Here is a 14,908-nt window from a genome sequence, read left to right on the forward strand (position 1 = left end):
GTCAGGCCTTGACCGTACTCGTGCGAGGGTCAATGCTGTCGCGCATCGAGGAACGGTGTGCGCAGTCCGCAACAGCAGTCCGCAACAAGGTCGGAGTGGTTTGGCGTGGATCCCGTGATTTCGGTCAGGGACCTGTGGAAGGTGTTCGGCCCCAACGCGTCTCAAGTGGTGGCATCGGACCAGCTGAAATCGTTGTCACGAGCGGAGCTGATGGACCGCACAGGTGCCGTCGCCGCCGTGCGCGGAGTGGACTTCGAGGTCGCTCCGGGTGAGATGTTCGTGGTCATGGGACTGTCCGGTTCGGGCAAGTCCACACTGGTCCGTTGCCTGACGAGACTCGTCGAGCCCACCGCGGGCACGATCATGTTCGAAGGCGAGAACATTCTCGAAGCCGACGCGAAACGTCTGCGTGACCTGCGCCGGAACAAGTTCTCCATGGTGTTCCAGCACTTCGGGTTGCTCCCGCACCGGACGGTCGCGGACAACGTCGGTTACGGGCTGGAAATCCGCGGGGTACCGCGGGTGAAACGCGGGGAGCGATCGCAGGAAGTGATCGACCTCGTGGGGCTCACCGGTTACGAGAAGTCCTATCCGGATCAGCTCTCCGGCGGCATGCAGCAGCGCGTCGGTCTCGCGCGCGCACTCGCCGGCGATCCCGATGTTCTGTTCTTCGACGAACCTTTCTCGGCGCTCGACCCGCTGATCCGGCGCGACATGCAGTCCGAGGTCATCAGGCTGCACCGCGAGGTCGGCAAGACGATGGTCTTCATCACCCACGACCTGAGCGAGGCGCTCCGGCTGGGTGACCGCATCCTGATCATGCGGGACGGTCAGGTCGTGCAGGTCGGCACCGGTGACGAGCTGGTCGGCGCGCCCGCGGACGACTACGTGCGCGACTTCGTGAAGGACGTGCCGCGCTCGCACGTGCTGACGTTGAAGTGGATCATGCGGCCACCGCGCCCCGACGACGAGCTGGACGGGCCGGAGCTCGGCCCGGAAACCGTTGTGCGGGAAGCCGTGCGCAGCGTGCTCAGCGCCGACAAGCCGGTGAAGGTCGTGCAGAACGGCGAGTTGCTCGGCGTGGTGGCTGACGAGGAGATCCTCGGGGTCGTGGCCGGGGAGGCGTGATGGTTGCCGTAGCCGCCCCACGGCAGCTTCCTCGACTGTTGCAACACAAGAAGCCGCTGATCATCGGCGGGATCATTCTCGCGTGGCTGGTGTTGTGGCTGCTGTTCCGCAACTTCGGGACGCTGCCGCTGGACGCCTCCGCGCTGACGCCGTTGCACCGGTGGGTCAACGACATCAACGACGCTATCGGCGCGTCCAGGAACTCCAACCCGCTGTTCCTCTACTTCTTCAACGAGATCCGGCTCGTCATCGACGAGTTCGTGACCTTCGTGCAGGCGATGATCGCGCAGCCGTCGTTCGGCCGGCCGGTGCCGGTGATCGGCTGGCTCGGCGTGGTCGGCATCGCGGGCTTCGTCAGCCTGGTGGTGGCCGGCTGGCGGGTCGCGCTGCTGGCGATCGCGGGTTTCGTGTTCCTGGGGCTGCAGGGTTTGTGGCAGGAGAGCATGGACACGCTCTCGCTGACGCTCTCGGCGGTCGTGATCTCGTTGCTGTTCGGCATTCCGCTCGGGATCTGGGCGGGACTGTCCGATCGGGCCAATCGGATCATCACGCCGGTGCTCGACTTCATGCAGACCATGCCGACGTTCGTCTACCTGGCGCCGTTGACGCTGTTCTTCCTGATCGGTCCGGCATCGGCGACGATCGCCACGCTGATCTACGCGGCGCCGCCGGCGATCCGGATCACCGCGCACGCCATCCGGTCGGTGCCGCGCAACACCGTCGAGGCGAGTGAATCCCTTGGCGCGACCCGGAAGCAGACGCTCGTCAAGGTGCTGCTGCCGTCCTCGCGCAAGACGATCGTGCTCGGCGTCAACCAGACGATCATGGCCGCGCTGTCGATGGTCACGATCGCCGCGCTGATCGACGCGCCGGGGCTCGGCAAGACGGTCGTGAAGGCGTTGCAGACGCTCGACGTCGGCACGGCGTTCAACGCGGGCCTGGCGATCGTGGTCCTGGCGATCGTGCTGGACCGCGTGACGACCGCCGCGACCGAACGCCGTTCGCTTCCGCGCTGGGCGCTGTTCGGCGGGCTGGGTGTCACCGGTGTCCTGGTGTACCTCTCCTACACCTACCTGTGGGCGGCCGAGTTCCAGTCCGACGTGGAGATCGGCAGCTCGATCCGGCAGGGCGCGACGGCCGTGACGGAGTGGGCGCAGGACTCGCTGCCGCTGATCACCGGTGGCTTCAAGGACTTCGTGACGTTCGCGTTGATCAACCCGCTGCAGGCGTTGCTCGCCGAGTCGCCGTGGTTCCTGGTGGCGCTGGTGATCGTGGCGCTGTCGTTCCTGATCGGTGGCGTCAGGTCGGCGATCGTTTCTGCCGTGTGCGTGGGTTTGCTGGTCGCGACCGGCCTGTGGCAGGACTCGATGATCACGCTGGCGTCCACGCTGGTCGCCACGATCATGGTGATGATCCTCGGCATCGTGGTGGGCGTCTGGATGGGACGCAGCAGGAGCGCGGACCGGTTCATCCGGCCGATCCTCGACGCCGCGCAGGTCATGCCGGCGTTTGTTTACCTGGTGCCCTTCCTGGCGTTGTTCTCCGCGTCACGATTCACCGCGATCATCGCGGCCGTGGTGTTCGCGGCGCCGGTCGCCATCAAGATCATCGCGGACGGCATCCGCGCGGTGTCGCCGGCGACCGTCGAGGCGTCCACGGCGCTGGGGTCGAACTCGTGGCAGACGATCGTGAAGGTGCAGCTGCCGATGGCGCGCGGGGCGTTGACGCTCGCGGCCAACCAGGGGCTGATCTACGTGCTCTCGATGGTCGTCGTCGGCGGTCTCGTCGGCGCCGGCGCGCTCGGCTACGACGTGGTGGCCGGGTTCTCGCAGGGCCAGTTGTACGGCAAGGGGCTCGCGGCCGGTGTCGCGATCGTCGTGCTGGGCGTGATGCTGGACCGCCTCACCCAGGCGGCCGCCAAGCGGTGGACCAACTAGGAGGTCTGGAAAGTGGCAAGGCACAGCGTGCTGGGAGCCGTGCTCGTGGGAGCACTGGCGCTGGCTGGTTGCGGTGGCGCCAAGGTCGGTGACACCTCCTCGGGTGCGACCGGCGACTGCGGCACGTTCAACCTCGCGATCAACCCGTGGGTCGGTTACGAGGCGAACGCGGCAGTGCTCGCGTACGTGGCCGAGAAAGAGCTCAAGTGCAAGGTCACCAAGAAGGAGCTCAAGGAAGAGGTGGCCTGGCAGGGCTTCGGCACCGGTGAGGTCGACGCGGTCGTCGAGAACTGGGGCCACGACGACCTGCGCAAGAAGTACATCGACGAGCAGAAGACCGCCGTCAGCGCGGGGTCGACCGGGGTGAAGGGCCAGATCGGCTGGTACGTGCCGCCGTGGCTCGCCAAGGAGCACCCCGACATCCTCGACTGGAACAACCTGAACAAGTACGCCGACAAGTTCAAGACGTCCGAGTCCGGCGACAAGGGGCAGCTGCTCGACGGCGACCCGTCGTTCGTGACCAACGACGAGGCTCTGGTGAAGAACCTGAACCTCAACTACAAGGTCGTCTACGGCGGCAGCGAGACCGCTCTGATCCAGGCGTTCCGCCAGGCGGAGAAGGACAAGAAGTGGGTCATCGGCTACTTCTACTCGCCGCAGTGGCTGCTCAACGAGATCAAGCTCGAGAAGGTGAAGCTGCCCGAGTACAAGGCGGGCTGTGACGCCGACGCCGAGAAGGTCGCCTGCGACTACCCGGACTACGACCTCGACAAGCTCGTGTCCAAGAAGTTCGCCGACGCCAACGGCCCGGCCTTCCAGCTGGTCAAGAACTTCAAGTGGACCAACGAGGACCAGAACACGGTCGCGAAGTACATCGCCGAGGACAAGATGAAGCCCGAGGACGCGGCCAAGAAGTGGGTCGACGCCAACGCCGACAAGGTCAAGGCCTGGCTGCCCAAGGCTTAGCTGGCTCGGTTTGACCAGAACGAAGCAGCAGGGGTGGTTCCCGGACGAGAGGAACCATCCCTGCTGCTTACCCCCGGCATCACGCAGCCTGTTGTCCGTTGGGGACCTCAGGCTCGTGGCGGTGCGTCATGCGGTGCCACCACGAACGCGGCTTCCCGCCGTTGCGGTAGTACTCGTGGACACGGCGGGCGTCCTCACGCAGCGAGGCCTGCCGGTAGTCCATCTCCGCCTTGATCGCTTCGGGCGTCCACTCCATCTGACTCACTCCTCAGTTCGTTCTCTCGCTGTCCTGCTGACAACGATGAGATTGCGCCTGAGGGGTGACCCCTTACATCGGACGATCACCTAAGGCCGCGCGGTGAGACCCCTTACCCGGCGGCTGAGGCCGGGTCGAAAGAGCCCTCACGGCACGACCTGAGGGGTCGTGACGTGAGGGCTCGGTTCGTTCTTTCCCGGCTGGTCGATCCGGGAGCTACCCGCCGCGGTACGCGGTACTCGTCCCGCCTGACGCGAGGAGGCGGGGTGTCGGTTGCCCACCCCGCCTCGAGTGGCCTACTTCTGCATCGCGGTGACCTCAGCGCTCCACTGCCAGGGCGCCGCGGTGCCGCCGGGCAGCGAGTTGAAGTACTCCCATCCGGCCACGCCACCGAAGTTGGTGTACTTGGTCTTCAGGGAGTTCACGGTGTTCCTGAGGGTCGAGATGTTCACGTAGCCCGACCCGCCGTTGGCCGAACTGGTGAGCGTGGCCAGCACGACCTTGTTCGCCGGGATCACCCGCCGGTTGATGATCTGGTCGTAGTTGGTGGTGCTCCCGGCGTTGCCCCAGCCGTTGTAGAACTGGCCGTTGAACCACGCGATCTTCGAACCGTGCGTGCGGTACAGGTCCTCGTAGTTGAACCCGGACAGGTTGCCGCCACCCCAGAGCGCCGACGCCACCGGGGACAGCGTGACGATGAAGTTCGCGCCGAAGTCCGCCTTCAGCTGGTCGATCACCCGCCGGACGCCCGCGATCGACATCCGCTCCTCGACGTCGAGGTCGACGCCGTTGAGCTTGTAGCGCGTGATGACGTCCTTGAGCAGCGGGTAGTACTCGTTGAACCGCGTGTCGAGCCGCTGGAACGAACCGGCCGCCGCGCCGCCCACCATGCCGATCACGTTGACGCCGCGGGCCTGCATCGCGGCGAGGTCCTGCCACATCTGCGTGTACCGCGAATGCGCGGGCGGGTGGTCGTTGAGGTGGACGATCTTGTTCTCGTTGAGGTGGATCGCGGCGACGAGGACGTCGGTCACGCCCGTGTTCCGGTCGATCAGGGGCTTCGGCGAGACGTACGTTCCCGTCGCGCCGTTGCTGTACTGGGTTTGGTAGTAGACAACGGTCCGCTTCTGCGTGGCCGCTGTTGCTGGTGGCGCGGCGAGCACCACCAGCAACAACGCCAGGAACAGCTTCTTCATGCGCTACCTCGTGAATCGCAGGGTGATCACTTGGAAGGGGCGCAGCACCACCTCTGCCGACGCGTCGGCCAGGGGCCGTTCGAGCAGGTCGGTCTCCTGGATCGCCTGGTGGGCGAAGGAGGTGCTGATCGAGGCGCGCGCACGACCGCCGTGCGCCTCGTAAAGCCGGACGACGACGTCGCCCGACCGGTCGTCGGCCAGCTTCACGGCCTCGACCCTGACCGCAGGGTTGTCCGTGCGCACCAACGGTTCTGGCGCCTGGGAGCCCTGGACGGAGCGCGGTGGCAGGTTGATGCGGTAGCCGGCGTCGATCGCTTCCGGCAGGCCGCCGATGACCAGGGAGTAGCGGAAGCGGTGCTCGCCCTGGTCGGTTTCGGGGTCGGGGAACCTGGGTGCGCGCAGCAGGGACAGGCGCACGGTCGTGGTGGTTCCGCCGTCGTCACGGGTGGTGCGGGTGACCTCGTGGCCGTAGGTCGAGTCGTTGACCACCGCGACGCCGTAGCCGGGTTCGCCGACGTGCAGGAAGCGGTGGGCGCAGATCTCGAACTTCGCGGCTTCCCACGAGGTGTTGGTGTGCACCGGGCGGTGCAGGTGGCCGAACTGGGTTTCGGAGGCGGAGACCTCGGCGCGCAGGTCGAGCGGGAACGCGATCTTGAGCAGCTTCTCCCGCTCCTGCCAGTCGACCTCGGTGTCGAAGTCGACCTGCTTGGCGCCCTCGCGCAGCCGGATGGTCTGGGTGAGCATCGAGTTGCCGAACTTCGCCCGCACGACCACGCCGTCTGAGGCGTCGACCCGTTCTGACGGGATCAGGTCGGCCTTCCAGTTGCGGTAGAACGGGTCGATGTCCCAGGCGTCCCACTGGTTCGGGTTGTCGCGGTGCAGCTGCGGCATGCCGGCGAACCCGTGCGGCGGCAGGACCTCGCGATCCTCCTCCAGGTCCACGATGGACAGCACGATGCCGTCGGCGTCGATGGTGACGCGGAGCCGGCCGTTGTCGAGAACGCCGTCGACGGGCGCGACGAACGGCTTCGGTGCGTCGCCGCCGAGCACGTCGAACGTCAGCTCGTCGTCGCCGTCACCCTTGATCGCGTCGATGGCCTTCGAGGTCAGCGCCTTCAGCTCGGACGCGACGCGGGCGTAGGTGGCCTCGGCCTCGCGGTGCACCCAGGCGATCGAGCTGCCCGGCAGGATGTCGTGGAACTGGTGCAGCAGCACGGTCTTCCACAACCGGTCCAGCTCTTCGTACGGGTACTCGTGCCCGGCCAGGGCCGCCGCGGTGGCCCAGTGCTCGGCCTCGCGCAGCAGGTGTTCGCTGCGGCGGTTGCCCTGCTTGGTCTTGGCCTGCGTGGTGTACGTGGCGCGGTGCTTCTCCAGGTACAGCTCGCCCGCCCACACCGGCGCGTCCGGGTACTCGTCCTGCGCGGCCTGGAAGAAGTCACGCGGCGGCTCGACCTTCACCGTGGGGGAGCCTTCGAGGTTCGCGACCCGGTGCGCGGTCTCCATCATCTCTCGGGTGGGGCCGCCACCGCCGTCGCCGTAGCCGAACGGCACCAGCGACCGGGAGGCCTTGGCGTGCTCGGCGTACTGACGGGAGGCGCGCGCCAGCTCCTCACCGCTCAAAGACGAGTTGTAGGTGTCGACCGGCGGGAAGTGCGTGAAGATCCGCGTGCCGTCGATGCCCTCCCACCAGAAGGTGTGGTGCGGGAACTTGTTGATCTGGTTCCACGACAGCTTCTGGGTGAGGAACCAGCGCGAGCCGGAGAGCTTGATCAGCTGGGGGAGTGCCGCGCTGTAGCCGAACGAGTCCGGCAGCCAGACCTCCTCGGTCTCCACGCCGAAGTTGTCCAGGAAGAAGCGCTTGCCGTGCACGAGCTGGCGGGCCATCGCCTCGCCGCCGGGCATGTTCGTGTCCGACTCGACCCACATGCCGCCGACCGGCACGAACTGCCCGTTGCGGACCTTCTCGCGCACCCGGTCCCACACGTGCGGATGGTGTTCCTTCATCCACGCGTACTGCTGGGCCTGTGAGCACGCGAAGTAGAAGTCCGGGTACTCGTCCATCAGCTTCGTGACGTTCGAGAACGTCCTGGCGCACTTGCGGACCGTCTCGCGCAACGGCCACAGCCAGGCGCTGTCGATGTGCGCGTGCCCGATGGCGGAGACCTTGTGCGCGGAAGCGTTGGCGGGCAACGACAGCACGTGCGCGAGTTCCGCGCGGGCCAGGTCGGCGGTGGCGGCGACCTCGTTGAGATCCAGCGCGTCCATCGCCCGGTCCAGCGCGTGCAGGATCTTGTGCCGGCGCGGGTCGTGGTCCGGCAGTTCCTTCATGAGCGACTGCAGCACCTCGATGTCGAGCATGAGGTGCCACACCTGCGGCTGGAACACGGCGAGCTCGGCCTTGAGGATCTTGTACAACGGCTCGGAGCCCGCTGTTTCCTTGTCGCCCAACGGGGTCGGCAGGAACGGGTGGAAGTCGAGGATCGTCGGGTTGCCCGCGGCTTCGAGGTAGAAGAGCACGTCTGAGCCGTCGACCGGCAGGTAGGTGTTGCGCGGCTCGATGCCCTTGATGGGCTCACCTTGAGCGTTGTAGGCGAGGCCCTCGGACTGGAAACCGGGGCCGGGATGGGTGAAACCGAGGTCCAGCACCACCTCGACCTGCTTGCCCTGCCACGCCGGGGGAACCTGCCCGGTCAGCCGGAACCAGGCGGTGCTCCACGGGGCGCCCCAGGCGTCGCCGACGCTCGCTGGTTCGTAGGTGGCCTGAAGTGCCTCGTCGACCGGGACGGGCTCGTCCGGCACGTTCCACACGGCGAGTTCCAGCGGCGCGGTCTCGCCGTAGATCGCCGGGCGGATGCGTTCCTTCAGCGTGCGGTTGAGTCGTTCTTCCAGCAGCGCGCGTTCGTCGTGCACGTGTTCACCCCAGCTCGATCGAGGCCCGCACGCCGTTGCGCGCGAGGCTCATCCACTCGTCGAAGAAAGCGCCGCCCGGACCCCACGAGGGCCGGTCGCCGTGCAGCTTGATCGGCGTGCGCTCGACCGGATCGTGCCCTGCTTCGCGCACGATCCGGGCGATCACCTCGCCGAGCGGCTTGACCTCGCGTTCCGTCGTCAACAACCCCAACTCGTACTCGCGTTCGGGGAAGTCCACCAACGCGCGGTCGACGTCGTGCGAGCACCACCACGTGACGCCCCACAGGTTCGAGCAGGTCAGCACGTTCGCAAGCGTTTGCTCGGCGAACCGCGGTGCCTGCTCGGCGCTGATCTCGGGCTGGGCGGCGCCGATCTCCTGCAGCCACACGGGCCGTTGCGGGTCCTTGGCATGCGCCTTCGCCAGCTCGATCAGGTACTCGGCGTGGTGGACGCTCTCCGGACTGAGCGGTCCGTAGCGCTGCGCGGTGCCGTTGAAGACCCACGAGTGCACAGTCGTCATCGCGCCCTTGTTGGCGGCGTGCTCCGGCAGGAACGCGTGCTCGCTCTCGTACCAGACGGCGTCGTACTCGGAGTGCACGTGCGGGTGACCCGGTGCGGCCTTCTCGCACTCGTCGAGCAGCGCGTCGATCCACTCGCCGGCCTGTTCGGGCGAGCACGGGTTCGACTCGGTGAGCAGGTTGACCTCGTTGCCCAGGGTGAAGCCGAGGAAGTTCGGCTTGTCGCGCAGCGCCTCTGCGAGGGTGCGGACGTAGAACTTCTGCCCGTCGACGACGTCCGCGTCGGTGAAGATGTTGCGGCGGTGCCAGGTCTGCACCCACGACGGGTAGAAGTCGAAGCTCGACAGATGTCCTTGCAGGACGTCGACCTGCACGTCGAGACCGGTCTCGTGGGCGGCGTCGAGCATCTGGGAGAGCTGCTCGACGGCCTGGGGGCGGACCAGCCCGCGGTTGGGCTGGAACACCGGCCACAGCGGGAACACCCGCACGTGGTCGAGGCCGAGACCCGCGATGGACTCGAAGTCGGCTTTGACGTCATCGAGGGAGAAGTCGAGCCAGTGGTGGAACCAGCCGTGGGAAGGGGTGTAGTTCACGCCGAAACGCAAGGAAGAACTCCTTCTGGGGATCATCCCTTGATCGCGCCTTCTCCCACTCCGCGGAAGAAGTGCTTCTGCAACAACAGGAACAGCAGGATCAGCGGGAGGACGGCGATGATCGTGCCCGCCGCGACCAGCCGCTGGTTCTGCACGAACGTGCCCTGGAGGTACGCCAGGCCGATGGTGAGCGTGTACTTCTCCTGGTCGCTCAGCACGATGAGCGGCCAGAGGAAGTCGTCCCAGCTGAACATGAACGAGAACAGCGCCACCACGACCAGCGTGCCCTTCACCGACGGCAGCGCGAGGCGGGTGAACCGCTGCCACGCGTTGGCGCCGTCGATGACCGCGGCTTCCTCGACTTCGGCGGGGAGTGCGAGGAAGGCGTTGCGCAGCAACAGAACGTTGAGCGCGTTGATGGCGCCGGGCAGCACGACGGCGGTCAGCGTGTTGGTGAGTCCGAATCCGCGCATCACCAGGAACAGCGAGATCATGATCGCTTCGAACGGCACCAGGATGCTGCTGGCGAAGATCACCCCGGCGAACGCGCGGCCCCGGAACTTGAGCCGTGCCAACGCGTAGCCGGCCATGGCCGCGCCGAGGCAGTTCGCGACGACGTTGACGCTCGCCACGCCCAGCGAGTTGAGCGCGAACGTCCAGACCGGCACCACGTCGGCGACCGCGGCGTAGTTGCCGAACGTCGGATCGTCCGGGATGAAGTCGGGGACGAAGACGTCCTCGCTCGGTCCCTTGATGCTCGTGGCGAACTGCCACAGGAACGGGCCGATGCTGATCGCGAGGATCGTCAGGAGCCCGAGATAGCGCAGGGCCAGGTAGTAGTGGGCGCGCTTCACAGCTGGTCCTCCCTGCGGTTGAGCTTGAGGGTGACCAGCAGCAGGCCCAGCAGGATCACGAACAGCACCATGCTCAGCGCCGAGGCGTACCCGACCTCACCGGTGAGGCCGCGGCCGACCGACTGGATGAGCATCACCAGCGTGGTGCTCGCCCCGCCCGGCCCGCCGGACCCGCCCGACAGCAGGTAGATCTCGGAGAACACGCGGAACCCGTTGACCGCGCTCAGTGCGGCGACGAGCACCATCGTGGGCCGCAGCGAGGGCACGGTGACCGACCAGAACCTCCTGACCGGCCCCGCGCCGTCGACCATCGCTGCCTCGTGCAGGTCCTTCGGCACGTTCGCGAGCGCGGCCAGGTAGATCACCATGTAGTAGCCGAGGCCGCGCCAGACCGTCACCACCATCGAGCTGATCAGCAGCAGCGTCGAGTCGGTCAGGAACCCGATCCTGCTGCCGCCCAACGCTTCCACCACGCTGTTCACCAGGCCGCGGCTGTCGAGCAGCCACGTCCAGATGAGCCCGACCACGACCGTGGACGCGATCACCGGTGTGAAGAACGCCGTGCGGAAGATCCCGATGCCCGGCACGGTCTTCTGCACCAGCATCGCGATCAACAGCGGCAACAGCACCAACGGCGGCACGACGCACACCATGTAGAGCAGGCTGTTGCGCGCCGCCAGCCAGAACTTCGGGTCCTGGGCCATCCGCACGAAGTTGTCCACGCCGGTGAACTGGCCGCCGCCCAGCGCGCTCGCGTCGGTGAACGCGAGCACGATCATGTTCAGGAACGGGAAGATCGTGAACAGCAGGCAGACGGCCAGCCCTGGCGCCAGGAACAGCCACGGCGTGTACGGGCGGTGAGTCATTTCCGGCGGCTCACTTGAGCAGCCTGTTGCACTCGTTGACGGCGTCGTCCAGGGCCTGCTTCGGCGACTTCTTGCCGAGCATGGCGTCGGCCAGCTGCTGCAGAAGTGACTCGCGCATCTGGTCGCTGAACTGCACCGGCGTGTAGTTGACCGCGGTGGTGAGCTGCTTGGCCGCCGCGACCCGCACGCGCGCCTCGTCGGACCCGTCCTCCGTGGTGAAGTACGGGTCGTCGCCGCCCTTCGACGTGCTCGGGAAGATCGAGGCGAGCTTGGCGAACTTCACCTGGTTCTCGGCGTTGGTGACGAACCGGCCGAACGCGAGCGCGGTCGCCTGGTTCTTGCTGCTCTTCGGGACGCTCACGCCGTGCAGGAACATGTTGGCGCTGCCCGTGTTCGTGATGGGCTTGGTGATGCCGATGTTCGCGTACAGGCCGGGCGCGTCGGTCTTGAACTTGCCGAGGTCGTACGCGCTGCCGGAGTTGAGCGCGGTCTGCTGCGCCATGAACTTCGTGCCGGCGCCGGTGTAGTTCGCCGTGAGCGCCTCGGGAACCAGCGCGCCCGCGTCGTACATCCGCTTGTAGCTCTCGACGAACTCGATGCCCTTGGCCTCGTTGAAGGTGAACTTGTCGTTCTCGAACAGCTTCACGCCGTACAACCCGAAGTCCGCGATGGACGGCGTCTGGCCGAGCATCGCGACCTTCTTCTGGGCGAGCTGGAGGGCTTGCTGTTCCAGCTCCTTGAAGTTCGTCGGTGGTTTGTCCGGGTCCAGCCCGGCCTGCTGGAAGAGCGCCTTGTTGTAGAAGATCGGGCCGGTGTTGAGGTACCAGGGGAAGCCGTAGCAGCCGCCCTTGCCGGGGATCTCGAACGCCTGCCAGGCGTTCTCGAGGTACTCCGGCTTGGCGTCCTTGAGGGACTCGTCGAGGTTGACCAGCTGACCGGCCTTGGCCAGCGGGAAGCTGAGGTCCGGCGGCACGTTGATCACGTCGGGCAGGCTGCCCGCGCTCGCGTCGGCCATGACCTTCGCCAGATATCCGTCCGCGGGCTGGTCCACCCACTTCACCGTGGTGCCCTGGTGCTGCTTCTGGAACGCGTCGATGACACCGTTGACGTAGTCGGTGTACTTCGGTTTGAGCGACCACGTCTGGAACGTGATCTCGCCCGTGACCTGGCCACTCGCTGACGAGCCCGACCCGGTGCCGCCGCCCAGCCCGCAGCCCGCGACGGGCACCGCCACCAGGCCCGCGAGGAACGTGCGCCTCTTCATTGACACCCACCTCCTTGGACGCGGACCCTAGCTAAACCGGTTTATCTCCGGCTAGCCTCCGAACGTCTTGTTGTCTCGTTCCGGACAGGGTGCGCTGGGTGAAAAGGCCGACCATCAAGGACATCGCCGCCGCGGCGGGGGTGTCGAAGGGGGCTGTGTCCCTCGCCCTGAACGGCCGCGCCGGGGTCTCCGAGGACACGCGGGCGCGGGTGCTCGGCGTCGCTTCGGAGCTGGGGTACCGGCCGTCCGTCACCGCCCGGGCGTTGTCGTCCGCCTCTGCTGACGCGGTGGGGCTGGTGCTGGTGCGGCCGCCTCGGGCGCTGGGGGACGAGGCGTTCTTCTTCCAGCTGATCGCCGGCATGCAGTCCGAGATGTCTTGCGCGCTGCTGCTGCAGGTGGTGTCTTCGCGGGAGGCGGAGATCGCGCTGTACCAGCGGTGGTGGGCCGAGCACCGGGTGGACGGGGTGTTCCTCGTGGATCTGCTGGTTTCGGATCCGCGGGTCGAGCTGATGTCGTCGCTCGGGTTGCCGGCCGTCGTGGTGGGCGGGTCCGGGCACCACGGGGAGCTGGCGTCGGTGTGGGCTGATGACTACGCGGCGATGACTTCCGTCGTGGAGTACCTGAAGGCGTTGGGGCATCGGCGGATCGCGCGGGTGGCCGGGTTGTCCTCGTTGTTGCACACGGTTCGCCGGGACCAGGCGTTCGAGTCCGCGGTGGACGGTGTGATCGTTTCCGGGGACTACACGGCTGAGTCCGGGGCCGCTGCCACCCGGTTGCTGCTGGGCTCGGGTGAGCCGCCTACCGCGATCGTTTACGACAACGACGTGATGGCGGTGGCTGGGGCGGCGGTGGCCGAGTCGCTGGGGGTGGCGGTGCCGGGGGAGTTGTCGATCGTGGCTTGGGACGACTCGGTGCTTTGCCAGCACGGGCGGTTGACGGCGTTGTCGCGGGACACGTTCGCGTTCGGGGCTCGGGCTGCTCGGGCGTTGCTGGCGGTGGTGGAGGGGGCTTCGCCAACTGATGTCGAGGACGTGTTGCCGGAGTTGGTGGTTCGGGGAAGCACGGCGCCTTCGGCGCGTGCGTAGTTGGGTTGCGTTGGGTGGTTCGCGCCTGTTTCAGGCTTCGGGGCTCCGCCCCGGACCCGCCAATCTGATCAAAGACCAGCCCCACGGCGCACGCGGGTTGATGGCACGCCAGTTGAGTTGGGCGGCGGCACGTTGCGTAGGTGGTTGCGTTGGCGGGGTGGTCCCCTCACAGGCCGTGCTGTGGCACGACTCGTGACGGGACCACCCCGCCGGGCCTGCGCGCTCAGTTCTTCTCGGGCCGTTGGCTCTCGATCACGTGAGTGAGGCGACCTGGTCGCTGACGACCTGGGCCGCTGCCGAGACCAGGGCGGTCACCGCCGGGTTCGTCGAGTTGTCCTGGCGCCAGCCGAACTGCGTGTAGACGCGGAAAGTGGCGGACCAGGGCAAGCGGACCAACCTGCCGTCGGTGAGTTCGGCGGACACGGTGACTTCGGGCATGAGGGCGATGCCCAGGCCTGAGGCTACGGCGCGTTTGGCGGCGTCTACCGAGTCGAGTTCGAGCACTGGGGCTCGGGTGTCGTCGTAGCCGAGCGAGTTTTCGAACAGTTCGTGGTAGGAGGCGCCGTTCTCCGCTCGGATGAGGGTGCTGCTGGTGATGTCGTCCTCGGTGAGCGACTGGCGTTGGGTGAGCATGTGGTTGGGGCCCGCGACCATGACGAGGGGTTCGGGGCAGAGCACTGTGGTTTCCAGGCCTTCGCGGGGCTCTATGGCGCCGATGAAGAAGGCGCAGTCGAGTTGGCCGTCGCGCACCGAGGCGAGGTTGTTGAGCGTGTTGCGCGAGTGCAGTGAGAGTTGGACGGACGGGTAGCGCCAGCACATGTATTCGATGAGCGGTAACAGGCGGTAGTCGGTCAAACTCTGTGCGGAGCCGATGACTAGTTTGCCGTGGGGCTCGCCGTTCATCGTTATGGCTTTTCGGGCCTTTTCGGTGAGGTTGATGATGTTTCGCGCGAACGGGAGCAGTTCCACGCCTGCGGAGGTCATCTGGATACCTCGGGGGAGGCGCCGGAAAAGGACGACCCCGAGGGCCTCCTCCAGTGCCTTGATGCGGGTCGTGATGGTCGGCTGCGAGCAGTTGAGCGTGGCAGCGGCCTTGGTGAAGCTCCCTGTCTGAACCACGGTTGTGAACGCGAGAAGCTGGCGTGTCTCCATCAGGCGGATCCTCGGGGTAAAACGGTGCGACGACTTTTTCTCGTTCGTTCCCGTGGTCCTGTTACGGATGGTGCGGGAGCAGTAACGCTACCTGTCCGCTGCGACGGGTTCATTGGTGCTAACGGAGTCATCTTGATCGGTCGCGAAAGGCTGTTTCGGCCGAAAGAGTGAAATCGAGACGGA

At 66.6% G+C, this 14,908-nt stretch carries 12 protein-coding genes; 4 read left to right on the top strand and 8 right to left on the bottom strand.

From position 1 onward, the window contains the following. Positions 1 to 114 precede the first annotated feature (114 nt). From SK803_RS22670 to SK803_RS22680, 3 genes are read left to right on the top strand one after another with little or no spacing between them, the layout of a single operon-like run. Entirely contained in the window at positions 115 to 1,128 is a 1,014-nt protein-coding gene (locus SK803_RS22670) for a quaternary amine ABC transporter ATP-binding protein (RefSeq protein ID WP_319968059.1), read from the top strand. A 38-nt stretch (positions 1,129 to 1,166) separates the two neighbouring features. Continuing rightward, positions 1,167 to 3,065 carry an ABC transporter permease gene (locus SK803_RS22675; protein WP_319968060.1) on the top strand — a complete coding sequence of 633 codons (1,899 nt, stop codon included), beginning with the start codon at positions 1,167 to 1,169 and terminating at the stop codon, positions 3,063 to 3,065. 12 nt (positions 3,066 to 3,077) lie between these two features. Further along, complete coding sequence (locus tag SK803_RS22680) at positions 3,078 to 4,031, top strand: ABC transporter substrate-binding protein (protein ID WP_319968061.1); 954 nt, start codon at positions 3,078 to 3,080, stop codon at positions 4,029 to 4,031. 79 nt (positions 4,032 to 4,110) lie between these two features. Here the strand turns inward: SK803_RS22680 and SK803_RS22685 are convergent, their stop codons facing one another. From SK803_RS22685 to SK803_RS22715, 7 genes are all read right to left on the bottom strand, one after another. Then, a complete protein-coding gene (locus tag SK803_RS22685; RefSeq protein WP_319968062.1) occupies positions 4,111 to 4,287 on the bottom strand; it encodes a hypothetical protein in 177 nt (58 codons plus the stop codon). 296 nt (positions 4,288 to 4,583) lie between these two features. Further along, on the bottom strand, positions 4,584 to 5,483 hold the full coding sequence (locus SK803_RS22690; protein WP_319968063.1) for a glycoside hydrolase family 18 protein: 900 nt from the start codon (positions 5,481 to 5,483) through the stop codon (positions 4,584 to 4,586). Between the two features lie 3 nt (positions 5,484 to 5,486). Then, complete coding sequence (locus tag SK803_RS22695) at positions 5,487 to 8,393, bottom strand: alpha-mannosidase (RefSeq protein WP_319968064.1); 2,907 nt, start codon at positions 8,391 to 8,393, stop codon at positions 5,487 to 5,489. A gap of 4 nt (positions 8,394 to 8,397) precedes the next feature. Further along, a complete protein-coding gene (locus SK803_RS22700) occupies positions 8,398 to 9,516 on the bottom strand; it encodes a glycoside hydrolase 5 family protein (protein ID WP_319968065.1) in 1,119 nt (372 codons plus the stop codon). Between the two features lie 20 nt (positions 9,517 to 9,536). After that, on the bottom strand, positions 9,537 to 10,358 hold the full coding sequence (locus SK803_RS22705; RefSeq protein WP_319968066.1) for a carbohydrate ABC transporter permease: 822 nt from the start codon (positions 10,356 to 10,358) through the stop codon (positions 9,537 to 9,539). Next, positions 10,355 to 11,224 carry a carbohydrate ABC transporter permease gene (locus tag SK803_RS22710; protein WP_319968067.1) on the bottom strand — a complete coding sequence of 290 codons (870 nt, stop codon included), beginning with the start codon at positions 11,222 to 11,224 and terminating at the stop codon, positions 10,355 to 10,357. The genes SK803_RS22705 and SK803_RS22710 overlap by 4 nt, the downstream gene beginning before the upstream one ends. Before the next feature lie 10 nt (positions 11,225 to 11,234). Next, complete coding sequence (locus SK803_RS22715) at positions 11,235 to 12,488, bottom strand: ABC transporter substrate-binding protein (protein WP_319968068.1); 1,254 nt, start codon at positions 12,486 to 12,488, stop codon at positions 11,235 to 11,237. Between the two features lie 98 nt (positions 12,489 to 12,586). Here SK803_RS22715 and SK803_RS22720 point away from each other — a divergent pair, with 98 nt between their 5' ends. Then, complete coding sequence (locus SK803_RS22720) at positions 12,587 to 13,573, top strand: LacI family DNA-binding transcriptional regulator (RefSeq protein ID WP_319968069.1); 987 nt, start codon at positions 12,587 to 12,589, stop codon at positions 13,571 to 13,573. A 252-nt stretch (positions 13,574 to 13,825) separates the two neighbouring features. Here SK803_RS22720 and SK803_RS22725 read toward each other — a convergent pair whose 3' ends face one another. Continuing rightward, positions 13,826 to 14,725 (bottom strand): LysR family transcriptional regulator, encoded by a 900-nt coding sequence (locus SK803_RS22725; RefSeq protein ID WP_319968070.1) that lies wholly within the window; start codon positions 14,723 to 14,725, stop codon positions 13,826 to 13,828. Between the last annotated feature and the right edge of the window lie 183 nt (positions 14,726 to 14,908).

The sequence above is a fragment of the Lentzea miocenica genome (assembly GCF_033949945.1).
Classification (GTDB): Bacteria; Actinomycetota; Actinomycetes; order Mycobacteriales; family Pseudonocardiaceae; genus Lentzea; species Lentzea miocenica.